Origin of the sequence: Thalassospira sp., assembly GCF_030690045.1 — a bacterium.
Classification (GTDB): Bacteria; Pseudomonadota; Alphaproteobacteria; order Rhodospirillales; family Thalassospiraceae; genus Thalassospira.
Genome location: NZ_JAUYHK010000011.1, coordinates 423,101 through 446,496, shown reverse-complemented (window position 1 = coordinate 446,496; position 23,396 = coordinate 423,101). Strand labels below are relative to the sequence as shown.

Annotated in this window: 20 protein-coding genes; 13 read left to right on the top strand and 7 right to left on the bottom strand. The window is 55.4% G+C overall.

The features are described 5' to 3' along the window. Positions 1 to 170: 170 nt before the first annotated feature. From Q8O73_RS08020 to Q8O73_RS08005, 4 genes are all read left to right on the top strand, one after another. Complete coding sequence (locus Q8O73_RS08020; protein WP_305557269.1) at positions 171 to 1,538, top strand: glutamine synthetase family protein; 1,368 nt, start codon at positions 171 to 173, stop codon at positions 1,536 to 1,538. 76 nt (positions 1,539 to 1,614) lie between these two features. Continuing rightward, entirely contained in the window at positions 1,615 to 3,006 is a 1,392-nt protein-coding gene (locus tag Q8O73_RS08015) for an aldehyde dehydrogenase family protein (protein ID WP_305557266.1), read from the top strand. 31 nt (positions 3,007 to 3,037) lie between these two features. Beyond that, entirely contained in the window at positions 3,038 to 4,207 is a 1,170-nt protein-coding gene (locus Q8O73_RS08010) for an iron-containing alcohol dehydrogenase (RefSeq protein ID WP_305557263.1), read from the top strand. Between the two features lie 29 nt (positions 4,208 to 4,236). Continuing rightward, entirely contained in the window at positions 4,237 to 5,100 is an 864-nt protein-coding gene (locus Q8O73_RS08005) for a type 1 glutamine amidotransferase (RefSeq protein ID WP_305557260.1), read from the top strand. 9 nt (positions 5,101 to 5,109) lie between these two features. Here the strand turns inward: Q8O73_RS08005 and Q8O73_RS08000 are convergent, their stop codons facing one another. Together Q8O73_RS08000 and Q8O73_RS07995 are read right to left on the bottom strand one after the other, a co-directional pair. After that, entirely contained in the window at positions 5,110 to 6,057 is a 948-nt protein-coding gene (locus Q8O73_RS08000) for a carbohydrate kinase family protein (RefSeq protein ID WP_305557257.1), read from the bottom strand. Between the two features lie 127 nt (positions 6,058 to 6,184). Continuing rightward, positions 6,185 to 7,780, bottom strand: a complete 1,596-nt coding sequence (locus Q8O73_RS07995; protein ID WP_305557254.1) for a bifunctional UDP-sugar hydrolase/5'-nucleotidase — start codon at positions 7,778 to 7,780, stop codon at positions 6,185 to 6,187. A gap of 548 nt (positions 7,781 to 8,328) precedes the next feature. Between Q8O73_RS07995 and Q8O73_RS07990 the strand changes: the two genes are divergently transcribed. The 9 genes from Q8O73_RS07990 (at position 8,329) to Q8O73_RS07950 (ending at position 18,198) form a co-directional block, all read left to right on the top strand. Then, a complete protein-coding gene (locus Q8O73_RS07990) occupies positions 8,329 to 9,324 on the top strand; it encodes a BMP family protein (RefSeq protein ID WP_305557251.1) in 996 nt (331 codons plus the stop codon). A 22-nt stretch (positions 9,325 to 9,346) separates the two neighbouring features. Continuing rightward, on the top strand, positions 9,347 to 10,939 hold the full coding sequence (locus tag Q8O73_RS07985; protein WP_305557248.1) for an ABC transporter ATP-binding protein: 1,593 nt from the start codon (positions 9,347 to 9,349) through the stop codon (positions 10,937 to 10,939). Next, a complete protein-coding gene (locus Q8O73_RS07980) occupies positions 10,936 to 12,054 on the top strand; it encodes an ABC transporter permease (protein WP_305557245.1) in 1,119 nt (372 codons plus the stop codon). Before Q8O73_RS07985 ends, Q8O73_RS07980 begins: the two co-directional genes overlap by 4 nt. Continuing rightward, positions 12,054 to 13,025 carry an ABC transporter permease gene (locus Q8O73_RS07975; protein WP_305557241.1) on the top strand — a complete coding sequence of 324 codons (972 nt, stop codon included), beginning with the start codon at positions 12,054 to 12,056 and terminating at the stop codon, positions 13,023 to 13,025. Before Q8O73_RS07980 ends, Q8O73_RS07975 begins: the two co-directional genes overlap by 1 nt. Positions 13,026 to 13,040: 15 nt before the next feature. Next, on the top strand, positions 13,041 to 13,463 hold the full coding sequence (locus Q8O73_RS07970; RefSeq protein WP_305557238.1) for a cytidine deaminase: 423 nt from the start codon (positions 13,041 to 13,043) through the stop codon (positions 13,461 to 13,463). Then, positions 13,460 to 14,263, top strand: coding sequence for a purine-nucleoside phosphorylase (locus Q8O73_RS07965; protein WP_305557235.1), 804 nt, complete (start codon positions 13,460 to 13,462; stop codon positions 14,261 to 14,263). The genes Q8O73_RS07970 and Q8O73_RS07965 overlap by 4 nt, the downstream gene beginning before the upstream one ends. Positions 14,264 to 14,310: 47 nt before the next feature. Beyond that, on the top strand, positions 14,311 to 15,651 hold the full coding sequence (gene deoA / locus Q8O73_RS07960) for a thymidine phosphorylase (protein ID WP_305557232.1): 1,341 nt from the start codon (positions 14,311 to 14,313) through the stop codon (positions 15,649 to 15,651). A 99-nt stretch (positions 15,652 to 15,750) separates the two neighbouring features. Next, entirely contained in the window at positions 15,751 to 17,298 is a 1,548-nt protein-coding gene (locus tag Q8O73_RS07955) for a DASS family sodium-coupled anion symporter (protein WP_305557229.1), read from the top strand. A gap of 123 nt (positions 17,299 to 17,421) precedes the next feature. Beyond that, positions 17,422 to 18,198 carry a DeoR/GlpR family DNA-binding transcription regulator gene (locus Q8O73_RS07950; protein ID WP_305557226.1) on the top strand — a complete coding sequence of 259 codons (777 nt, stop codon included), beginning with the start codon at positions 17,422 to 17,424 and terminating at the stop codon, positions 18,196 to 18,198. On the opposite strand, the gene Q8O73_RS07945 is transcribed toward Q8O73_RS07950, so the two are convergent. The 5 genes from Q8O73_RS07945 to Q8O73_RS07925 form a co-directional block, all read right to left on the bottom strand. Beyond that, positions 18,183 to 19,001: an ABC transporter ATP-binding protein gene (locus Q8O73_RS07945; protein ID WP_305557223.1), complete on the bottom strand. Its 819-nt coding sequence runs from the start codon at positions 18,999 to 19,001 to the stop codon at positions 18,183 to 18,185. The two genes, Q8O73_RS07950 and Q8O73_RS07945, sit on opposite strands and share 16 nt — an antisense overlap. Before the next feature lie 122 nt (positions 19,002 to 19,123). Then, a complete protein-coding gene (locus Q8O73_RS07940) occupies positions 19,124 to 19,918 on the bottom strand; it encodes an amino acid ABC transporter ATP-binding protein (protein WP_305557220.1) in 795 nt (264 codons plus the stop codon). Positions 19,919 to 19,935: 17 nt separating this feature from the next. Then, complete coding sequence (locus Q8O73_RS07935) at positions 19,936 to 21,039, bottom strand: amino acid ABC transporter permease (RefSeq protein ID WP_305557217.1); 1,104 nt, start codon at positions 21,037 to 21,039, stop codon at positions 19,936 to 19,938. A 1-nt stretch (position 21,040) separates the two neighbouring features. Then, positions 21,041 to 22,237, bottom strand: coding sequence for an amino acid ABC transporter permease (locus Q8O73_RS07930; protein WP_305557214.1), 1,197 nt, complete (start codon positions 22,235 to 22,237; stop codon positions 21,041 to 21,043). Between the two features lie 113 nt (positions 22,238 to 22,350). Next, complete coding sequence (locus tag Q8O73_RS07925) at positions 22,351 to 23,370, bottom strand: amino acid ABC transporter substrate-binding protein (protein ID WP_305557211.1); 1,020 nt, start codon at positions 23,368 to 23,370, stop codon at positions 22,351 to 22,353. Between the last annotated feature and the right edge of the window lie 26 nt (positions 23,371 to 23,396).

Genomic DNA, 23,396 nt, shown 5'->3' with positions numbered 1-23,396 from the left:
TGGCAGGGGCCGGGCATTTTGCCAAAAATGTAATGAATTATACAATGAATATCAGATTGCAGTTATTTCGTTAAATATGTAATGTATTTTACATGTCGCCAGTGACGATCAGGCAGCCCGGATTCTGCCGGTATTCTTAAAATAACAGCCGTAAAATCAGGAGGTCGCCGATGGAGGCGAAACAGGTCAAAACTGCTGCGGATGCCCGCAAGCTGATCGAGGAACGCGACATCAAACATGTCAAGGTCGGGGTTTTTGACGTTGATGGCATTTTGCGCGGCAAATACATTCATCGCGACAAGTTTCTGTCTGCGCTGGAGGGCGGATTTGGCTTTTGCGATGTGGTTTTGGGCTGGGATTCCAATGACCAGTTATATGACAGCGCAAAATTCACCGGCTGGCACACGGCTTATCCCGATGCGATGGCGCGGATTTTGCCGGAAACCTGCCGCGAATTGCCGATGGAAGAAAACACCATCCTGTTTCTGGGCGAATTTGAAGGCACGGCCGAGGCGGTTTGCCCGCGGGCCAATTTGCGCAGGGTCCTGAAAAAAGCCGACGATATGGGGTATGGCGTGTCGGCGGCCTGTGAATTTGAATTTTTCCTGTTTGAAGAAACGCCGCACAGTGTGCGCGAGAAAAATTATCGCAACCTGAAAAACATCACGCCGGGTTTTTACGGCTATTCGATGTTGCGCAATTCGGTGCATTCAGAATTTTATCAGGATTTGCTGGAACTGGGCGATGCGATGGATTTTCCCATCGAAGGCCTGCATACCGAAACCGGCCCTGGTGTTCTTGAGGCCGCCCTTGTGCATGACAGTGCGCTTAGGGCAGCGGACAAGGCGGCATTGTTTAAAACCTTTACCAAGGTGTTGGCGCAGCGTGCCGGATGGATGGCGACCTTTATGGCGAAATGGTCAAAAGACTGGCCGGGGCAGTCGGGCCATATGCATGTGTCCTTGCAGGGCAAGGATGGCCGGTCGGTGTTTTTTGATGACACCAAGCCCCATAAAATGTCCGATGAAATGCGCTGGTTTGTTGGCGGGCAGCAAAAACTGATGCCGGAATTTCTGTCGATGGTGTCTTGCACGGTCAACAGTTATTCCCGGTTGATCCCCGGTTTCTGGGCGCCGACAACGGCGACATGGGCGGTGGAAAACCGCACCACGGCCTTGCGCGTTATTCCCGGCAGTCCGAAATCACAACGGGTCGAATACCGGATTGCCGCGGCCGATATCAATCCCTATATCGCGCTTGCGGCCTGCATCGGATCGGGGCTGTGGGGCATTGAAAACCGGATCGAACCAACCGCACCGGTGGTTGGCAATGCCTATGACCAGACATTCCCTGATGCGTTGTCATTGCCGCGCACCCTGTTTGAAGCCGCCGGGCGTTTGCGCCAGTCTGAGGCCGCCAACAACCTGTTTGGTGAGGATTTTGTCGAACATTACGCCCAGTCCCGCGAATGGGAAGAACGCGAATTCCGCAAGGCCATCACCGACTGGGAAATGCAGCGTTATTTTGAAATTATCTGATACACCGGCAACAGATCGTCGCGGTTATTGCGGACGACCCGTTGCAACGACCACCCCAATCATCCTGTGAGGAAGAATGTCCGAAGTTTTGAGAACCATCTCGCCTGTTGATGGATCTGTGTATGTCGAACGGCCCTTGGCCGGGGCAGGGGATATTGACCGCGCCCTTGACCGTGCTCGTGCGGCGCAAAAATCATGGCGCAATACGCCGATTGCCACCCGTCAGGATATCCTGCGCAAGGCCGTTGCGGCCTTTGTCGCCAAAAAGGATGAAATTGCCGCGGAAATCAGTTGGCAGATGGGGCGTCCGATTTCGCAGGCAGGGGGTGAAGTTGGCGGTTTTAACGAACGCGCCACCTATATGATCGACATCGCGCCCGAGGCGCTGGGGGATTACAATCCCGGCGACAAGGCCGGTTTCAACCGCTTTATCCGCCGCGAGGCACTGGGCGTTGTTGCCATTATAGCGCCGTGGAATTTCCCGTATCTGACGGCGGTCAATGGCGTTATTCCGGCCCTGATGGCGGGCAATGCCGTGGTGTTGAAACATTCGCATCAGACGCCGTTATGCGCCGAACGTTTTGCCGAGGCGTTTGAGGCAGCAGGCCTGCCCGAAGGCGTGTTTCAGTATCTGCATCTGAGCCATGCCGATGCCGAAAAACTGATGGGCGATGCCCGTGTTGATTTTGTCAATTTCACCGGATCGGTTCCGGGCGGGCACGCGGTCCAGCGGGCGGTGGCGGGCAAATTCATTGCCACCGGGCTGGAACTGGGCGGCAAGGACCCGGCCTATATCCGGGCTGATGTCAATCTTGATCATGCGGTGGAAAACGTCATTGATGGTGCGTTTTTCAATACCGGGCAGTCCTGTTGTGGCATTGAACGCATTTATGTTCATGAAAGCCGGTTTGACGCCTTTGTTGAAAAATCAGCAGCCCTTGTGGCGCAATACCGTCTTGGCAGCCCGATTGATCCCAATACCAATCTGGGGCCGATGGTCCGCACATCGTCGGCTGATTTTGTGCGCGGGCAGGTCAATGAGGCGATCCGGGCCGGGGCCAAGGCCCTGATCGATCCGGCGAAATTTGCCGCCAATGCCGAAGGCACGCCGTATCTGGCACCGCAAATCCTGATCAATGTTGATCATTCGATGCGGGTAATGAGCGAGGAAAGCTTTGGCCCGGTGGTTGGCATTATGAAGGTGAAAACCGACGAAGAAGCCATTGCCCTGATGAATGACAGCGAATTTGGCCTGACCGCCTCGATCTGGACGGCGGATGAAGACGCAGCACTGTCGATCGGGGATCGTCTGGAAACCGGCACAGTGTTTATGAACCGGGCGGATTACCTTGACCCGGCGCTGGCATGGGTCGGGGTTAAAAATTCCGGTCGCGGCTGTACCTTGTCGAAAATGGCGTATGAAGTCCTGACCCGGCCCAAAAGTTTTCACCTGCGGACCAAAATTTGATAACGCGCGATGTGCGCAAAGGATGATGAAGATGACCAAGAAGATTTCCGGAAACTGGAACTATCCGACCGCCGTGCGTTTTGGTCCGGGGCGCATTTCCGAACTGGCCGATGCCTGCAAGGCGCTGGGCATGACAAAACCGCTTTTGATTACCGATGAAGGCCTGAAAGACCTTGCGATGGTCACAAACGCCATTGCCGCCAACGCGGCCGCAGGCCTGCCGACCGGTTTGTTTGCCGGGGTCAAGGGCAATCCGGTTGGCAAGAATGTTGATGACGGTCTGGCGGCGTATCGCACGGGTGGTCATGACGGTGTGATTGCCTTTGGCGGCGGATCGGGCCTTGATGCGGCCAAGGCCGTTGCCCTGATGGCCGGGCAAACCCGCCCGATGTGGGATTTTGAAGATGTCGGCGATAACTGGACCCGCGTCGATCCCAAGGGGGTTGCCCCGATTGTTGCCGTGCCGACCACGTCGGGCACGGGGTCCGAAGTTGGCCGTGCGAGCGTGATCACCAACGAGGAAACCCACGAAAAGAAAATCATTTTCCATCCGAAAATGTTGCCCGGCATTGTGATTTCCGACCCGGAACTGACCGTTGGCCTGCCTGCCCACATCACGGCGGCAACCGGGGTTGATGCCTTTGTGCATTGTTTCGAGGCTTTCTGTGCACCCGGTTATCATCCGATGGCCGACGGGGTGGCACTGGAAGGCATGCGCCTGATCGCTGATGCCTTGCCGCGGGCCTATGACAATGGATCGGATATCGAGGCCCGTGCCGATATGTTGGCGGCGGCCTCGATGGGGGCGACGGCGTTTCAGAAAGGTCTTGGCGGGGTGCATGCGCTGGCGCATCCGATCGGGGCGCTGTTTGATACCCATCATGGCCTGACCAATGCGGTGTTGTTGCCCTATGTGATGCGCGCCAATCGCAAGGCGATTGAAGACCGCATGGAAATTCTGGGTCGTGTTCTGAATATTGCGGCCCCCGGATTTGAAAGTGTGTTTGACTGGGTTCTGGGATTCCGGACCCGTCTGGGCATTGTCAATACGCTGGCCGATATCGGGGTTGACCTTGGCCGGGCGGCGGAAGTTGCCAAAAAGGCCAAGGCCGATCCGTCGGATGGCGGTAATCCGGTTGATCTTTCGATTGCCGATTACGAGGCGATTTTCCGCCGTGCTTATGCGGGCGAACTGGGCTGACAGGATTCACCGGGATCAAGGTTATGACTATGAGTGCATCATTGAACATCCTGATCGTTGATGGCAATCGCCGCGAAGTGAATGAATTGAACCGCTCATTGGGCGGGACGGCTTCGGGCGAGGGGTATCTTGCCACCTTGCATCATCTTGATCCCGGGATTGTCGCCACCATTATCCGGCCCGCCGATGACGGGCCGGATTGCCTGCCTGCGGGCATGCAATTCACCGATTTTGACGGCATTGCCTGGACCGGATCGGCCCTGAATGCTTATGCCGATGAACCGGCCGTACAGGCGCAAATTCCATTGGCCCGTGCCACGGTTGAATCCGGTGTGCCGGTTTTTGGCAGTTGCTGGGGCATGCAGATTGTCGCCAAGGCCTTTGGCGGCGAGGTGCGCATGTGTCCGAAAGGCCGGGAAATCGGGATCGGGCGGCATATCCGCCTGAACCGGGCCGGGGTATCGCATCCGTTATTTGCCGGAAAACCGGCGAATTATTCGGCCCTGACGGTCCATATGGACGAAGTATCGATTGCGCCGCCCGGTGCGGTTATTCTGGCCGGAAACGATCACAGTCACATTCAGGCCTTTGTGATGGAAAACGACCATTACCGGTTCTGGGGGGTGCAATATCATCCGGAATATACGCTGGCGGAACTGGCGGCGATTTTCCGGCGCTATGGCGACCGGCTGGTTTCAGCCGGGCTGTTTGCCGACACGGCGGCCCTTGAAACCATGGCCGCCGATTGGGCCGAATTGCACCGCAATCCGGCGCGCAAGGATCTGGCATGGCGGTATGGCATTGATGACGATGTTTTGATCCCGGCACGCCGCCTGACCGAACTGAAAAACTGGCTGGAACGGTCGGTGCGGCCATATGTTTCACAACGTTAAAACAGACGATTATATTGTTGTTTTAACGGCATTTGATGCGCGGTTTTGAACCTGTTTGACATCCAGATTCCACACCGTTGTGCCTTCGGTTTCTGCGGTCAGGCTGGCAAGGGCAAGGCCCTGTGCCACGGCGGCGTCAAAGCCGTTTTGCGGGTTGGTAAAGGCCGCCATGAAACCAGCAAAAAACGCATCCCCGGCACCATTGACATCGCGCACCTTGGTTGGCAGGGGCGGCCAAAAGAAAATGCCGTCGCCATCCCCGGCCACAATGCCCTGCGCACCCAATGTGACAATGACCTTACCTGTTCCGTTGGTGCGCAGTTTTTCAATGGCCTGTCTGGCGTCAGAAGGGGTGTTGACAGCCTGACCGGTCAGGATTTCGGTTTCGATCCGGTTGGCGATCAAAAGATCGATCTGGCCGATCAGGGGTTTCCAGCGCACGGCCTTGGACGGCGAGACGGTGGCCGCACATAGCGGAATATCGCCCTTTTCCTGTGCCAGCCACGCCAGCGATTCCGGTGGCAGGTTGGCATCGGTCAGCCACCAGCCCCAATTGCGCATCCCGGCCCGTTTCCCGGCCAGAAATTCCGGCGTCAGGGTTTCGTAAATTTCGGCATCCATCAGGCCAAGGGCGAGTTCACCATCCTGATCGAGAATGGCGCTATACCCCGCCGTGTGGCCCTGGGAGATCTTGCTGATCTGGCGGGTGTCGATACCGATTTCCGTCAGGGATTGCAAAATCTGGTCGCCATCCCCGTCATCGCCAACCGCACTGATCATGCCGACATGGCACCCCAAAAGCCGCAAATGCACCGCGATATTGCGCGAAACCCCACCGGGTTTGCGATGCAGGGTCCGGACCGGGTTGGAGGCGGCGGGTACAAATCGTTCCGTGCATTGCAAGGTGCGGTCAAAATGGGCGGCGCCAAGGCACAGAATGCGGGTCGAAAGGGTCATGGATATGCTTTCGCGTGAATCAACATGCTGCCAGTCATAAGCCCGACCCGTCAAATCAGGCAAGCAAAACAGAACAGGGCGGCATCACCAGATGCCGCCCTGTCCGATTGTCAGGCAATGAAACCGGTTATTTCATCGCAATGCGGCCATCGGTGGCCGGGGTGATCGGGGAATTCAGACCGATATATTCCGCCACGGCCTGTTCAAGATTGGGGCCGAAATCATAGACATCGGTTGCCTTGTCGCGGAACAGGGCATAGCCATCGCCACCCTTGCGCATGAAATCGTTCGACACAACGCCATACATTTTGGCCGGATCGATGGGGGCATAATTGCCACCTTCCATCACCATGACATTGGAAATGCGCGATCCGACGGGGGCGGCAAGGTCAAGATCAAACTTGATCCCGGCAACCTGCGGAAACTGTCCCTTGCCTTCATGAACCAGCGACACGCCATGTTCCAGCGACGCAATCACATCGGCACCGGAAAGTTTGAAGGTTGCCACGGCATTCTGGAAGGGCAATACGGTCAGGACTTCGCCCATTGTTACCGCGCCTTCATCAATGCTGGCGCGGATGCCGCCGCCATTCTGGATGGCGATCTGATATCCTTCACCGGCTTTCCACAGCATGGCATCGGCAATCAGCGAGCCCATCGAACATTCCATCGCCCGGCAGCTTTCACTCGCACCATCGGCAACGCTGGTAAAGCTGCCGACTTCAACCGTGCGGATTGAATCGACCATGCCACTGGCTTCGGCAATCTTTGCCAGAACGTCTTCGGCCGGTTTGATGCTGGCATCAAGGGCGATGGGTTCACCGTCCCATGCCTTGGCAACACCGGCATCGTCAAAGGTGACTTTCAATTCGCCCAGATACCGGCTGTAGGCATAGGCCTGAACGACCAGAACCGGGTTACCATCCGGGGCAATGCGGACTTCCGGATAGGGGTATGTCGCGTTTTCGATGGTATTGGAAAACAACTGGTTGTCATGGCCGCCGACAATAACGTCGATGCCACTAACCGCTTCGGCCAGTTCAAAATCCCGATACGATCCTGAATGGCTCATGACGATGATTTTGTTCACCCCGGCAAGACGCAGACTTGCAACCGAATATCGCAATGCCATTTCGGAATCACCGATATGGACATGTTCACCGGGACTGGAAATGTCGGGGGTTTCTTCGGTTGTGATACCGATCAGGCCGATTTTTTCGCCACCGACTTCAAAAACAGCATGGGGTTTGATCAAATCTTTAAGGCCGGATGCGGCCTCGGCATCGATATTGGCCGACAGGATGGGAATTTTGCTGTTTTTGATAAAACTTGCCAGAACTTCGGGGCCATCATCGAATTCATGGTTGCCGATGGTCATTGCATCATAACCGGCCATATCCATCAATTCGGCGGTCAGCGCCCCCTTATAGGTCGAATAATAAAGCGATCCCTGAAACTGATCGCCGCCATCCAGAACAAGAACATTGCCGCCCTCGGCGCGGGCATCGCGAATGGCAGTTGCAAGACGGGCATAACCGCCAAAGCATTTGCCCTCTGCTTCGCCCGCAGCATCACAACTGTTATTGTATTTGGTGACCGATTCAACACGGTCATGAACGTCGTTGGTATGTAAAATACGCAAATCGTAATCGGCAAGGGCTGTGCCCGCGCCAAGTGCCATGACGGTACAGGCCGTTGCAAGCCCGATGGAAATCCGTTTCATCTGTCTGCTCCAAATTGTCGGTCAATTCCCGGAAACGAAAAAATCCTAGCACCAAAATTTGCATTTCGGTATCGGTCTGTGATTGCCGTCGCGTGAAAAGTGCGTTTTTAGCGGTTTTGCTACGCAAGATACAGGGAATCGGATTCTGCATTGCGGCAGGATTGTCGGTTTCATGAGGGTTAGAGCATGCCAAAGCAGAAAGCGGACATATTTTGTGACAGGTTTGTGTCGGCTGGTTCCTGAAACGGGATGTGTTGTAATCTCAGGGAAATCACGGATTATACCATTGCAGCACAGTCTGGCGGAAAGGCGATACTGACCATATGGACAGGTTTTGTCTGCGGTTCCTGTGCTGGCCTATTTACAGACCCCTGTATTTTGTAGTTACCATAGCCGGTTCCCGACAGAAGCGCGCGGCAGGCGGACCGCCACCAGAATGAAAACCGCAGCGCGGAACGAAGAGAGCAGAAGATAAACAAAGGGAGTTCCGAAGGTCACAGGGGGCCATCGGAATATAAAAGAGACTCAAGCAACAGAAGGGCTTCGGAATGAAAAAGATTCTGACCACGATGGTCGCGGCAGCTGCCTGTTATGCAGGCGTTGCATCGGCTGCGGAAATTCAGCCAGCCGTCGTTTATGACCTTGGCGGCAAATTTGACCGTTCGTTCAATCAGGCGGCCTATACCGGTGCCGAAAAATACAAGACCGATACCGGCACGGAATATCGCGACTTTGAAATCCAGAATGATTCCCAGCGCGAACAGGCCCTGCGGAATTTTGCCCGCCGCGGCATGAACCCGATTGTTGCCATCGGTTTTTCACAGGCATCCGCACTTGAAAAAGTCGCAACCGAATTCCCCGACATCCGTTTTACCATTGTTGACATGGTTGTGGATCTGCCCAACGTGCAGTCGGTTGTCTTCAAGGAACATGAAGGATCGTTTCTGGTCGGTGTTCTGGCGGCAATGGCATCGAAAACCGACAAGGTTGGTTTTGTTGGCGGCATGGACATTCCGTTGATCCGCAAATTTGCCTGCGGTTATGTACAGGGCGTAAAATATGCCAGTGCCGATGCCGAAGTTTTCCAGAACATGACCGGCACCACCGGTTCGGCATGGAATGACCCGGTAAAGGGCGGCGAACTGGCCAAGTCGCAATTCGATCGTGGGGCCGATGTGATTTATCATGCGGCAGGTGGCACCGGCATTGGTGTCTTGCAGGCTGCCGCCGATGCCGGGAAACTGGGCATTGGGGTGGATTCCAACCAGAATGGCCTGCATCCGGGATCAATCCTGACATCGATGCTGAAACGGGTGGATGTTGCTGTCTATGACGCCTTTGATGCCGCCACCAAGGAAGAATGGAAATCGGGCCTGACGATCCTTGGTCTGGCCGAAGGCGGTGTTGACTGGGCGCTTGATGAATACAACGCGCCGCTGATCACCGACGACATGAAAGCCGTCGTCAAGAAGGCCACCGACGAAATCGTTGCCGGTACGCTTTCGGTCCATGATTACATGAGCGATAGCTCCTGCCCGATGTAAGGCAGAAGATCGGGGATTTGTAGTGTCGGAATCGATACATACAGCGCACGGTACCGGGAAAACCGGTACCGTGCCGCCCGCTATTGAACTGCGGGGAATTGACAAGCGGTTCGGTGCGGTTCACGCCAATAAATCAATTGATCTGAGGATTGAAAAGGGAACCATCCACGGCATTGTCGGGGAAAATGGCGCCGGTAAATCGACTTTGATGAGTATCCTGTACGGCTTTTACCAGGCCGATGCCGGAACCATCCATGTCGATGGCAAATTATGCAACATTCGCGGATCGGAAGACGCCATTGCGGTTGGTATTGGCATGGTGCATCAGCATTTCATGCTGGTGGAGCCGTTCAGCGTTCTGGAAAATGTCATTCTGGGTGTCGAGGGCGGGGCCGTGTTGCGCGACGGGGTGGATCGGGCGCGCCACGAACTTAAACGCCTAGAACAGGAATATTCCCTGAATATTGACCCCGATGCAATTGTTGGCGACCTGTCGGTTGGCCTGCAACAGCGTGTGGAGATCCTCAAGGCCCTGTATCGTGGGGCGGAAATCCTGATTCTGGATGAACCGACCGGGGTTTTGACCCCGCAGGAAGCGGATCATCTGTTCCGTATTCTGCGCACCCTGAAAGAACAGGGCAAGACGGTGGTGCTGATCACCCACAAATTGCGTGAAATCATGGCGGCGACCGACACTGTATCGGTGATGCGTCAGGGCGCGATGGTGGCGGATCGTAAAACCGTCGAAACCAGCCCCGAAGAATTGTCGGAATTGATGGTCGGGCGCAAGGTTTTGCTGCATATCGAAAAGGGACCAGCCAAACCGGCGGATGTTGTTTTGGCGGTTGAGAATTTGTGCGTTGATAATGCGCAAGGGGTGCGCAGGGTCAAAAATGCCAGTTTTCTGGTCCATGCCGGTGAGATCGTTGGCATTGCCGGGGTGTCGGGCAACGGGCAAAGTGAATTGCTGGAAGCCCTTGCCGGTATTCGCGTGGTTAGCGAAGGACAGGTTTTTCTCAATGGTCAGGATGTGACGCCCGGCCACGGTGTTGATGCCGCCCAATTGCGCAAGCGCGGCGTTGCCCATGTACCCGAAGACCGTCATCGCATGGGAATGGTAACGGCATTCACAGCCAAGGAAGCCGCCATTCTGGGGTATGACGATGATCCGGCCTATCAACGCAATCTGTTACTGGACTGGGAGGCAATCCGCACCACGACGCAACATCTGATGGATGAATTTGATGTGCGTCCGGCCGACCCGGATTTGAAAGCCGCGAATTTTTCGGGCGGGAACCAGCAAAAACTGGTTCTGGCGCGTGAAATCATGCGCGATCCTGCTTTGTTGCTGGTCGGGCAACCGACACGCGGTGTGGATATCGGCGCGATTGAATTCATTCACAAACGGCTGGTTGCGATGCGTGATGCAGGCAAGGCCGTGTTGCTGGTATCGGTGGAACTTGATGAAATCATGTCGCTTTCGGATCGTATTCTTGTGATGTGCGACGGCGTTATTGTCGGTGAAGTTGCCGGGGGTATGGCCAATGAGCGGGCTTTGGGCCTGATGATGGCCGGGGTTGCCCCCGAACAGGCCCATGCGGAGGCAGGACAATGACGACCAGTCTTCAATTGCCGCGCTGGATTGATGCAGGGGTTCTGCCCATTCTTAATCTGGCGATGGCGTTTCTGATTTCCGGGCTGGTGGTGCTGGCGATTGGCGAAAGCCCGCTTGAGGTGGTCGAAATCCTGATTTATGGGGCTTTTGGCTATGACGAAGCGATTGGCTATACCCTGTATTACACTACCAATTTTATCTTTACCGGCCTTGCCTTTGCCGTCGCCTTTCATTGCGGCCTGTTTAATATCGGGGCCGAAGGGCAGGCGTATTTCGGCGGGCTTGGAGTTATTCTGGCGGCCCTTTATCTGGATTTTCTGCCATTCCCGATCATGCTGATTGTCGCAATCATGGCATCGGCGGCGTTCGGGGCGGCGTGGGCCTATATTCCGGCCTATTTGCAGGCGCGGCGCGGATCGCACATTGTGATCACGACGATCATGTTCAATTTCATTGCCTCGTCGCTGATTGTTTATGTGCTGGTCAATATTTTGCGGCCCACCGGTTCGATGACGCCGGAAAGCGAAACCATTGCCGAACATCTGCGGTTGCCGTTTATCCATGATATTGCGGCATCGTTCGGGATTGATATGGCCAGCAGCCCTTTGAACCTGTCCTTTGTCTATGCGATCATTTGCTGTGTTCTGGTCTGGCTGTTTATCTGGCACACCCGTTGGGGCTATGCCATTCGCACCGTCGGGGCCAATGCCCATGCTGCGACCTATGCCGGGATTGATCCGGGCCGTTATGTGATTATGGCGATGCTGATTTCCGGCGCATTGGCTGCTTTCATGGCGCTGAACGAGGTCATGGGCGTTCAGCACCGCTTGTTGATCGACTTTACCGCGGGGTATGGTTTTGTCGGCATTGCGGTTGGTCTGATGGGGCGCAACCATCCGGTCGGCATTTTTCTGGCGGCCTTGCTGTTTGGCATGCTGTATCAGGGCGGTGCGGAATTGTCGTTTGAAATACCGACGATTTCCAATGATATGGTGGTGGTTATTCAGGGGTTGGTGATTTTGTTTACCGGCGCGATGGAACATATGTTCCGTCCGCGTGTGACGCAGATTTACATCGCATGGCGATCCCGCAAAATGGCGCAGGAGGCCGCGTGATGGAAACATTCAATCTGGTCATCCTGATCCTTGATGCGACCTTGCGCACATCGACCCCGCTGGTTCTGGCCGCATTGGCCGGGATGTTTTCCGAACGGTCCGGCACCATCAATCTGGCCCTTGAAGGCATGATGCTGGGCGGGGCGTTTGCGGCGGCGTCGGTGGCCTATTATCTGGGGAATCCGTGGTTTGGATTGCTGGCGGCGATTGCCGCGACCATTTTGCTGTCGTTGCTGCACGGGTTTGCCTGCATCACCCATAAGGGCAATCAGGTGGTATCGGGCATGGCAATCAATATTCTGATGTCGGGCCTGACGGCACTGGTCGGGATTGCGCTGTTTGCGCAGGGCGGGAAAACCCCGGCCCTTGATCGCGGTTCCCGGTTTCAGCCGATCACCTTTCCGGGGGCGGAGGCGATGGCCGATGTGCCCGTCATCGGGCCGATTTATTCCGAATTGCTGAGCGGCCATAACATTCTGGTTTATATTGCTTTTGTCGCCGTACCGTTTAGTTGGTGGGTGATGTATCGCACCCGGTTCGGATTGCGCCTGCGGGCCGTTGGAGAAAATCCGGGTGCGGTGGATACCGCCGGGATCAGTGTGGTTCTGATGCGTTATCGTGCGGTGATTTGTAGTGGCATTCTGGTCGGGATGTCCGGGGCGTATTTGTCGATCGCGCAAGGGGCGTCTTTCTTGCAGGATATGACGGCGGGCAAGGGTTATATTGCGCTGGCGGCCATGGTGTTTGGCAAATGGCGACCTTTCCCGACAATGTTTGCCTGTCTGTTATTCGGATTTCTTGATGCCGTCGCCACCCGTTTGCAGGGGGTAAACCTGCCGGGGATTGGCGAGGTGCCGGTACAGGCGATTCAGGCCTTGCCCTATATCCTGACGGTCATTCTTCTGGCTGGCTTTATTGGCAAGGCGGTTGCGCCGAAATCGCTGGGGCGTCCCTATGTCAAGGAACGTTGATTTGGAAAGATCACAATGACAGATATTGAGAAGAAATCAGGGGCACCTGCCGATCTGGTTGCCGCCGCCCAGGCGGCGCAAAAGAACGCCTATGCGCCTTATTCCAATTTTCATGTCGGAACGGCCCTTCGTACGGAAAAGGGCGCGATCATTCCCGGTTGCAATGTTGAAAATGCCGCCTATCCCGAAGGGGTTTGTGCCGAAGCCGGGGCGATTTCAGCCATGGTTTTATCGGGCGAGAGAAAATTCAGCGAAATTGTTGTGGTTGGCATGGGCGATATGGCCTGTACGCCCTGTGGCGGTTGCCGCCAGAAAATTCGTGAATTTACCGGGCCGGATGCTTTGATCCATATTGTGACCGAAGACGGGCGGCATCTTTTTACGCTGACACGTGAAGAATTATTGCCCCATTCCTTTGGCCCGGAGAATTTGAAATGAGCAATGTCAGCAAGGCGCTGGAGGTGATCGACGATCGTGCGCCGGGTTTCACCGCCGAAACAGCGCTTGTTCTGGGCAGCGGTCTGGGCGGTGTGACCGAGGCGGTCAGCGATGCGATTTTCATCGATTTTGCCGATCTGCCGGGTTTTCCCAAACCGACTGTTTCCGGGCATGGCGGGCGGCTGGTTCTGGGCCGGATCGGGGCGGTGCCGGTTGTCGTGATGCAGGGACGGGCACATTATTACGAACATGGCCGGTCCAATATCATGGCCGAACCACTGGAAGTTTTGCGCCGGTTGGGGGCGGATGATCTGATCCTGACCAATGCCGCCGGGTCGCTTTTGGCCGAGGCGACACCGGGCAATCTGATGCTGATTGCCGATCATATCAGCCTGTTTGGCCCGAATCCTTTGATTGGCTATCATGGTGATGACCGTTTTGTGGATATGAATGTGCCTTATGATCCGGAAATCGGGTCGGACCTGAAACATGTGGCGGCCGAACTGGGCATTCGTTTGTTTGAGGGCACCTATGCTTGGTGTACCGGACCCAGTTTTGAAACCCCGGCTGAAATCCGGGCGTTGCGGGTGATGGGGGCCGATGCGGTTGGCATGTCAACCGTGCCGGAAAATATTATCGCACGGCGTCTGGGATTTCGGGTAGCGGCGATATCAAACATCACCAATCTGGCCGCCGGTATGAGTGCAACGCCGCTGTCCCATGCCCAGACCATCGAAATGTCCAAAGAAGGATCAGCCAATCTGATCCGGATTTTGTTACGGTATTTCCAACAGAAATAACCGGTTTTGGGACGATATTTTTAATCTTCCAGCGCAGGGAGTCATGGATGCTGCCGCAGGAAATCATTCGCCGCAAACGCGAAGGCGATGTTTTAAGTGATGCCGAAATTGCCTTTTTCGTGCAGGGGATTACGGATGATTCCATCAGCGAGGGGCAAATTGCCGCCCTAGCGATGGCGATATTTTTTCAGGGTATGACAATGGATGAACGTGCCGCCCTGACGCGCAATATGCGCGATTCAGGCACCGTTCTGGACTGGAAAAAACTGGGCCTTGAGGGGCCGGTGGTGGACAAACATTCGACCGGCGGGGTCGGGGACAAGGTCAGCCTGATGCTGGGGCCGATTGTCGGTGCGTGCGGGGCCTTTGTGCCGATGATTTCCGGGCGGGGGCTGGGGCATACCGGCGGCACCCTTGATAAATTTGATTCGATCCCCGGTTATCGCACAACACCCGATCTGGCCGAATTTGCGCGTGTCACGCGCGAGGTTGGCTGTGCCATCATCGGGCAAACGGCCGATCTTGCCCCCGCCGACAAACGGTTTTATGGCATTCGTGATGTGACGGCGACGGTGGAATCCATTCCGCTGATTACCGCATCGATCCTGTCGAAAAAACTGGCAGCAGGGCTTGATGCGCTGGTGATGGATGTCAAATTTGGATCCGGTGCCTTCATGGAAAATTATGACCGTGCCCGGCAACTGGCGACCAGTATCACCGAGGTTGCCGTGCGTAATGGCGTGCCGACAACCGCCCTTTTGACCGATATGGATCAGGTTCTGGGCGATACGGTCGGTAATGCCCTGGAGGTGAAGGAAGCCGTTGCGTTTTTGAAAGGCAGCCATCAGGAAAAACGGGTTTATGACGTCACCCTGGCATTGGCGGCGGAGATGTTGGCACTGACCCGGGTGGCCAATGACGTGGCGCATGGGTTGCAAATGGCGCGTGATGCCTTGGATTCCGGGGCGGCGGCCGAAGTGTTTGGCAAGATGGTTGCCGAACTGGGCGGGCCGGTCGATTTTATGAATAACCCCGACCGTCATCTGGAACAGGCCCCGATGAGCGCCGAAATCACGGCGGCAAAAACCGGCCATGTGGTGTCGATGGATGCGCGCAAGGTTGGTCTGGCACTGGTTGCGCTGAAAGGTGGGCGGACCCGTGCCGATCAGAAAATCGATTTCGCGGTGGGTTTCACCGATTTCATCAAGGTCGGGCAGGCGGTATCGGCGGCAACCCCGTTGTGTGTTGCCCATGTGCGCGATGAAAACCAGTTGGCACAGGCGACCCAATTATTGCGCGAAGCCATTGTGATTGGCGAACCGGATGTGGCAGTAGATACCGGGCAGGGACCGGCGGTTCGGGAACGGATTGTGGCGACAATCAAATAGGGGGCATTGACGGCTTGTCTGTTCGCCCGGAAGATATATGATCACCTTGTAATTTATGGCCCTGCACACTGGTGCGGGGCCTTTCTGCAGGGGATGTCCATGTTTCGTTTTCCTTTGATTGACCGGTTGCCCTTTTCCTCGACCGGAGCCAATCCGGCATCCCCGCGCAGGCCGGGTGTGCCGCGACGGTTGATCGGCCTGTGTGGCGGGATTCTGGCATTCGGGGGGATGTTGATGATGTCGCCACCCGACGGGATGGGGCTTGCCGCATGGCATGCGGCGGCGCTGGCGGCGTTGATGGCGATCTGGTGGTTGTCCGAAGCGATTCCGATTGCGGCAACGGCCTTGCTGCCGGTTGCACTGGCCCCGTTATTGTCGATCAATACGGTTGAAACCATTACACCGCATTATGCCAATCCGCTGTTATTCATGTTTTTGGGCGGTTTTGTGATTGCGCTGGCGATGGAGCGCTGGAACCTGCATCAACGGATTGCCCTGTTGATTCTTGCACGGGTCGGGTTTCGCCCGGCGTCACTGGTTGGCGGGTTTATCGGGGCGACGGCGTTTTTGTCGATGTGGGTCAGCAATACTGCGACGGCGACCATGATGTTGCCGATTGCCCTGTCGCTGATCCATCTGTTGCGTGATCATGACGGCATGTCGCTTGCCGGGGATGATGACAATCCGGCGGGCAAACTGTCACCGCCCACCCGCAATCTGGCCTTGTCACTGTTACTGGGTATCGCGTTTGGGGCCAGTATTGGCGGGGTTGGTACGCTGATCGGAACGCCGCCCAATGCCCTGTTGGCCGGGTATTTTGCCGCCACGCATGGTATTCAGATCGGCTTTGGGCAATGGATGCTGATTGGTGTGCCGTTTGCGACATTGCTGTTGCTGGCCTGCTGGTTTTTGCTGACCCGTGTGGTGTATCCGCTGGACGATGCCTTGCCGGACGCCGCCTGTAAGGCCTTGCAGGATCAGATTGACGGTCTTGGCCCGATGTCGCGCGGTGAACGGACGGTGGCGATTGTGTTTGCGGTTACAGCGTCGCTGTGGCTGCTGCGCCCGGCCTTGCAGGCCGTTATGCCGGGTATTCCGCTGGGCGATGCCTCGATTGCCATGCTGGCGGCGGTTGCGCTGTTTGCCATCCCGGTCAAAGCACGGGAAAATCTTTATATTCTGGACTGGAAGGCGACGATCCGCCTGCCGTGGGGGGTGTTGTTGCTGGTTGGTGGCGGGTTGGCACTGGGCGGGATGATCAATGATACCGGGCTGGCGGCGTGGTTGGCGGGAAATGCCGGAAATTTGCCGGACCTTCCTTTGATCGTTCAGATCGGCATGATTGGTTTGATGGTTATTCTGATCAGCCATCTGACATCGAACACCGCAACGGCGGCGACGTTCCTGCCGCTGGTGTCGGCCTATGCCCTTGCCGAAGGGATCGATCCGATGTTGCTGGCTATTCCAACCGCACTGGCGGCCAGTTGTGCCTTTATGTTGCCGGTGGCAACCCCGCCCAATGCCATTGTGTTTGGCAGCGGCTATCTGAGTGTGGCGGAAATGGTGCGGGCCGGGTTTCTGATCAATCTGTGTGCCCTGGTTCTGCTGGTGATTGTCACATTGCTGATTGTGCCTGTGCTGTTTTAGGGATTTTGTGCGTCTGCGGCCAAGTCTTTGAAATATCGTGTTGCGGGGCTTGCATCTTGGGCCAATTGGTCGCATTTTGTTCGGGAACGAAAAAATCAAAAATACGATATCGGAGAGAGAAACATGGGCAAGCTGGACCGGCGGCGGCGGGAAATTCTGGAACTGGTTGCGGTCAGCGGCTTTATGACCATTGATGGTCTGGCGACCCATTTTGACGTTACCCCGCAAACCATCCGGCGCGACATCAATGAAATGGCCGAAGAAGGCCTGATTGCCCGCTATCACGGCGGGGCGGCCAGTGTTTCCACCACCGAAAATGCCGCCTATACCGACCGGCAGGTGCTGAACCTTGATGCCAAGCGCAAGATTGCGCATCTGGTTGCCCGGCATATTCCCGAAGGCGCATCGCTGTTTATCAATATCGGCACGACCACCGAAGAAGTGGCGCGGGCATTGTCCGAACACAAGAACCTGAAAATCATCACCAATAATTTGCATGTCGCCCAGATTTGCGCCGCCAATCCGGGGTTTGAAGTGATCATTGCGGGCGGCGTGGTCCGTCAACGCGATTTTGGCATTATTGGCGAGGCAACGATTGATTTCATCAGCCAGTTCAAGGTTGATTTCGCCATTATTGGCATTTCCGGCGTGGATGAAGACGGCAGCCTGATGGATTTTGATTATCGCGAAGTCCGGGTGGCGCGGGCGATTATTTCGAATTCCCGCCAGACATTCCTGTGTACGGATGTCTCGAAATTTGGCCGCCGGGCGATGGTACGGCTTGGCCATTTATCGGAAATCGATGCCCTGTTCATCGATAGTCATCCCGGAAAATCATGGAACGAGGTTCTTGAGAACGCCGATATCTCGGTTTATACAAGCAATCAGGCGAACAACTGATCCTGTCGTTTGCCCGTCCGCATGGTGATCGGGCCCTGTGAAGATCCGCTCAGCATTTGCGTCAGATATGCATTTCCGGCATTTTCAATTTCGGTGGTCGGGCCGGTCCATTGCAGGGTGCCGTCATGCAGCATCGCAAGGTTCTGGTATCGGTGCCGTGCGATTTTCATGTCGTTGGTGATGGTGATAACAGTGGTGCCCCGTTTTTGGGCAATGGCCGCAATCATGTTTTCAATATGATTGGACAGGACCGGGTCCAGCCCGGCTGTCGGATTATCCAGCAACAGGATTTCAGGATCAGTGGCAATGGCGCGCGCAATGCCGACACGCTTTTGCATGCCGCCCGATAAATCCGAAGGCCGCAAACCGGCACTGTCCGGGTCAAGCCCGACCAGCCCCAAAAGATCAACCGCATGATCACGGGCGACCTTACGGGATAATTTCCGGCTTTCGATCAGGGAAAAACAGATATTTTCCCAAACCTGTAAACTGTCGAACAGGGCATTATGCTGAAACAGCATGCCGGTTTTTTCGGCCCATTTTTTACGGGTTTCATTGCCGGTGGTGCTGACATCCTCGCCGTCCAGACAAATGCGTCCGGTGTCGGGGGCATAAAGCCCGACCAGACATTTCATCAAAACGCTTTTGCCCGCGGCCGACGGGCCGATAATCGCCATGGTTTCACCGCGTGGCACGGAAAAACTGATACCGCGCAGGGCATGCACGGCCCCAAAGGATTTGCCAAGGTCATGAACAGCAATAAAGTCATCCTTGCGGGGCAGATTATTTTCGGCGGGTATCATATAAAAACCAGTCCGGGTTATGAAAATTTGGGCGATTTTGATCTGCCGGGGCGGGCAGGGCAAGCCTTAAAAAGAAAACGACCCCCGAAGGAGCCGTTTTCATCAGAATATCGGCCGATGGCCTAGTGCGACAGGATTTGGCTGAGGAACAGCTTGGTCCGTTCGTTTTTCGGATTGGCGAAAAATTCCTGGGGCTCGGCCATCTCGACGATCTGGCCGGCATCCATGAAAATAACCCGGTCGGCGACTTCCTTGGCGAAACCCATTTCATGGGTCACGCACAACATGGTCATGCCTTCCTTGGCCAGTTCGACCATAACATCCAGCACTTCCTTGACCATTTCCGGGTCAAGGGCCGATGTCGGTTCGTCAAACAGCATGATTTTCGGCTGCATGCACAGGGACCGTGCAATGGCGACGCGCTGTTGCTGCCCGCCCGAAAGCTGACCCGGGAATTTAAGGGCCTGTTCGGAAATGCGGACACGTTCCAGATAATGCATCGCCAGTTCATTGGCCTGTTTCTTGGGCATCTTGCGAACCCAGATCGGGGCCAATGTCAGGTTTTCCAGAACCGTCATATGCGGAAACAGATTGAAATGCTGGAACACCATGCAGACCTCGCGGCGCACGGCTTCGATGTTTTTCACATCATCGCCCAGCAGAATACCATCCACGGTGATTTCACCGCTTTGATAGGTTTCCAGACGGTTGAGGCAGCGGATCAGCGTTGATTTCCCCGAACCTGAAGGCCCGCAGATGACGATGCGTTCCCCGCGATTGACCGTCAGGTCAATATCCTTGAGAACATGGAAATTGCCATACCATTTATTGGCTTTGCTAACGGTGATCACTTCCTCGTTCGAGGGTGGAGGAGTGACGACACCGGTGGCAGTCGTTTCAGTAGCTGTAGCTGTCATTTTTTTGTCCTCTCTCCTTACCGTTGCTCGCCCTTGCGAAGTTCTTTTTCAAGGTAGGCCGCATAGCGGGCCATCGAGTAACAGAACAGGAAGAAAATGGCGGCCGCAAAGGCATAACCTTCGACGTAATAGCGTGTCCAGGCCGGGTCGCTACGCAGTGCCAGTTTTACCGTGTTCAAAAGATCAAACAGGCCAATAATCACGACCAGGGTGGTATCCTTGAACATGGAGATAAAGCTGCCAACCGTTGGCGGAATGACCAGACGCATGGCCTGTGGCAGAATGATCAGGCGCATGGATTGCCAATAGGACAGGCCAAGCGAATTACCGGCTTCAAACTGTCCGTTTGGCACGGCCTGAAGACCGCCCCGGAAGACTTCGGCAAGATAGGCCGCCGTAAACAGGATGATCCCGATCTGGGCCCGCAGCAATTTGTCAATCGTGACGCCTTCGGGCAGGAACAGCGGGAACATGACGGATGCCATGAACAGCACCGTGATCAAGGGCACGCCGCGGATGATCTCGATATAGACCACCGAAAGCGTTTTGATCGCCGGCATGGAGGATTGACGGCCAAGGGCCAGCAATAACCCCAAAGGAAACGCAAAGATAATGCCAATGGATGACAGAATCAGTGTCAGCGGTAGGCCGCCCCAATAGCTGTTTTGCACATAGGTCAGCCCCAGAACACCGCCCCACATCAGGATGGCAATCACCGGAATCCCGACAAGCCACATCGGAATGATCCATTTGCGCATACCTGCATAGGGAACAGCCCCCAGACTGCCGATGATAATGCCAACCAGAACGACCATGGCGAGAAGGGGACGCCATTGTTCATCATACGGATAGGTCCCAAACAGGATCAGCCGCAAATTGGCATTCACAAAGCCCCAGCAGGCGCCGGTTACTTCGCGACAGGCTTCGATGCTTGGAGTCAGTGTGGCATTGGTAATTCCCCATTCAATCATGGGGGGGATGATCCAGAACAGGGCGGCAATTGATCCAAGAGTCAGGATCGAATTGAACCAGCTGTTAAACAGGTTCTTTCTCGCCCAGATCACGGCGCGCTGGCTGGATGATCCAAGGGGACCGGGAGGTAATTTGGCGATATCTGTCATGTTACCTCTCCACCAATGCCATTTTTTTGTTGAACCAGTTCATGAACAGCGAGGTAATCAGGCTGAGGCCAAGATAGATCGACATGAAAATTGAAATGGCTTCAATAGCCTGACCTGTCTGGTTCATGGTTGTGTTGGAAATCGACACAAGGTCGGGATATCCCACAGCAACCGCGAGCGAACTGTTCTTGGTCAGGTTGAGATACTGGTTGGTCAGGGGTGGGATCGCAACGCGCATGGATTGCGGAAGGATAATCTTGCGCAGGGCGACCGAACGTTTCAGTCCCAGACTGTCGGCGGCTTCCCACTGACCATGCGGGACGGCCTGAATGCCCGACCGGACCACTTCTGCGACATAGGCAGATGTATAAACGCTCAGACCAATCAGAACCGCCAGAAATTCCGGCGATACATTGTTGCCCCCCTGAATGTTAAAGCCGCGAAGCTCGGGAACATCCAGGACGGTTGGGGCGCCGCCAGCCAGATAGGCAATAAAGACAGAACCAAAGAATACAGCCGTGCCGACCAAAGCCACCGGAAAGGGTTGCCCTGTGGCGTCCTGACGTTTTTTGGCCCATCTTTTCAGGAAGATGATGCCAATAATTGCAAGGATCGCGACAATGCCCATGATTTCAAAGGCATGGTGAGCCACCGGGACGGGGGTGTAAAGCCCGCGATTGGTCAGCAAAACCCCCGGCAACAATTCAATCGCATCACGCGGATGCGGGAATGCATTGGGGATGAGCGCATACCAGAAGAAAAGTTGTAGCAGAACCGGGATGTTACGGAAAAATTCGATGTAAACAGTCGCAAGTTTCCGGACAATCCAGTTCGACGACAGCCGTGCAATGCCAAAGATGGTGCCAAGGATTGTGCACAGGATAATACCCATCAACGAGACCTTGACGGTATTGAGCAAGCCAACAATCAGCGCCTGAGAATAGGAACTTTGGGCGCTGTATTCGATCATGCTTTCGCTGATTTCAAATGAGGCTTCCCGATCCAGAAAGCCATAACCGGTTGAGATGTTTTGTCGTTCAAGGTTCTCCAAGGTATTGGAGATCAGATACCATCCCGCCAGTATGACAAGTCCGATCACAATGATTTGGTAGATTATTGCGCGAACGTTCTCGTCATTCAGGTAACTGGCGAGGCTTTTTGAACGGACACCCCCCGGGGAATTTTGAGATCTGCTCATCTGTTCCTCAGGTGTAGAATGTATCCAAAATACGGGTGCTCTAACGAAAAGCTCCGCCCGGGCATTTGGCCGAGGGCGGAGCTTCGCTCGAATGTATCAGCCGCCGCTAGAGATTAGCGAACCGGCATTGCATACTGAAGACCACCTTCGGTCCACAGGGCATTGAGACCACGCTCAAGGCCCAGTTTCGCGGTAACGTTTTTCTCATAGCTTTCGCCATAGTTACCGACTTCCTTGATGATCCGGTAAGCCCATTCTTCGTCAAGACCAAGGGCTTCGCCCATACCCGGGGAAACGCCCAGCAAACGCTGGATGCCCGGATTGTCGGAACCCTTCATTTCGTCAACATTCGCACTGGTCACGCCGTATTCTTCGGCTTCCAGCATGGCGATCTGTGCCCAACGGGCAATATCGGCCCACTGTTCATCGCCCTGTGCAACGGCCGGTCCAAGCGGTTCCTTGGAAATGATTTCCGGAAGGATCGCATAGTCATCCGGGTTCGGTGCCATCGTGGAACGAATAGATGCCAGACCCGAGGCATCCGTGGTGTAAACGTCGCAACGACCGGAAAAGAAAGCCGCCGTTGCTTCGTTGATGTTTTCGATCACAACCGGCTGGAAGCTCATGCCCTTGGCGCGGAAATAGTCGGCCAGGTTGAGTTCAGTGGTCGTGCCCGGCTCGACGCAGACGGTTGCGCCGTCCAGTTCTTCTGCGCTGGAAACGCCCAGTGCGGTCGGAACCAGAAAGCCCTGACCGTCATAATAGTTCACACCGGTAAAGGTCAGGCCGAGGCTGGTGTCACGGGTTAATGTCCAGGTGGTGTTACGCGACAGAATATCGATTTCACCCGACTGCAACGCCGTAAAACGTTGTGCTGCGGTCAGCGGTGTGTATTGAACCTTGTTGGAATCACCCAGAAGTGCTGCCGCAATCGCACGGCAAATATCAACGTCGATGCCTTCCCATTTGCCTTCGGCGTTGGCAGCGGAGAAACCCGGAAGACCGGTATTCACGCCACACTGAACGAAACCTTTGGCCTTGATACCGTCAAGCGCAGCACCCGCATGGGCGTTGTTGGCGGCGATGGCAGCAACAGACATTGCGCCAGCGGCCAGGATCGTTTTCATTTTCATTTATAAAGCTCCCTCATTAGCAAAGC

Bases quoted from the DNA above. Each gene is read 5' to 3' on its own strand.
- Q8O73_RS08015 (WP_305557266.1), top strand. From the start codon at position 1,615: ATGTCCGAAGTTTTGAGAACCATCTCGCCTGTTGATGGATCTGTGTAT.
- Q8O73_RS07950 (WP_305557226.1), top strand. From the start codon at position 17,422: ATGGGCAAGCTGGACCGGCGGCGGCGGGAAATTCTGGAACTGGTTGCG.
- Q8O73_RS08000 (WP_305557257.1), bottom strand. From the start codon at position 6,057: ATGACCCTTTCGACCCGCATTCTGTGCCTTGGCGCCGCCCATTTTGAC.
- Q8O73_RS07980 (WP_305557245.1), top strand. From the start codon at position 10,936: ATGACGACCAGTCTTCAATTGCCGCGCTGGATTGATGCAGGGGTTCTG.
- Q8O73_RS07970 (WP_305557238.1), top strand. From the start codon at position 13,041: ATGACAGATATTGAGAAGAAATCAGGGGCACCTGCCGATCTGGTTGCC.
- Q8O73_RS07965 (WP_305557235.1), top strand. From the start codon at position 13,460: ATGAGCAATGTCAGCAAGGCGCTGGAGGTGATCGACGATCGTGCGCCG.
- Q8O73_RS07990 (WP_305557251.1), top strand. From the start codon at position 8,329: ATGAAAAAGATTCTGACCACGATGGTCGCGGCAGCTGCCTGTTATGCA.
- Q8O73_RS07925 (WP_305557211.1), bottom strand. From the start codon at position 23,370: ATGAAAATGAAAACGATCCTGGCCGCTGGCGCAATGTCTGTTGCTGCC.
- Q8O73_RS08010 (WP_305557263.1), top strand. From the start codon at position 3,038: ATGACCAAGAAGATTTCCGGAAACTGGAACTATCCGACCGCCGTGCGT.
- Q8O73_RS08020 (WP_305557269.1), top strand. From the start codon at position 171: ATGGAGGCGAAACAGGTCAAAACTGCTGCGGATGCCCGCAAGCTGATC.
- Q8O73_RS07930 (WP_305557214.1), bottom strand. From the start codon at position 22,237: ATGAGCAGATCTCAAAATTCCCCGGGGGGTGTCCGTTCAAAAAGCCTC.
- Q8O73_RS07935 (WP_305557217.1), bottom strand. From the start codon at position 21,039: ATGACAGATATCGCCAAATTACCTCCCGGTCCCCTTGGATCATCCAGC.
- deoA (WP_305557232.1), top strand. From the start codon at position 14,311: ATGCTGCCGCAGGAAATCATTCGCCGCAAACGCGAAGGCGATGTTTTA.
- Q8O73_RS08005 (WP_305557260.1), top strand. From the start codon at position 4,237: ATGAGTGCATCATTGAACATCCTGATCGTTGATGGCAATCGCCGCGAA.
- Q8O73_RS07975 (WP_305557241.1), top strand. From the start codon at position 12,054: ATGGAAACATTCAATCTGGTCATCCTGATCCTTGATGCGACCTTGCGC.
- Q8O73_RS07945 (WP_305557223.1), bottom strand. From the start codon at position 19,001: ATGATACCCGCCGAAAATAATCTGCCCCGCAAGGATGACTTTATTGCT.
- Q8O73_RS07955 (WP_305557229.1), top strand. From the start codon at position 15,751: ATGTTTCGTTTTCCTTTGATTGACCGGTTGCCCTTTTCCTCGACCGGA.
- Q8O73_RS07940 (WP_305557220.1), bottom strand. From the start codon at position 19,918: ATGACAGCTACAGCTACTGAAACGACTGCCACCGGTGTCGTCACTCCT.
- Q8O73_RS07995 (WP_305557254.1), bottom strand. From the start codon at position 7,780: ATGAAACGGATTTCCATCGGGCTTGCAACGGCCTGTACCGTCATGGCA.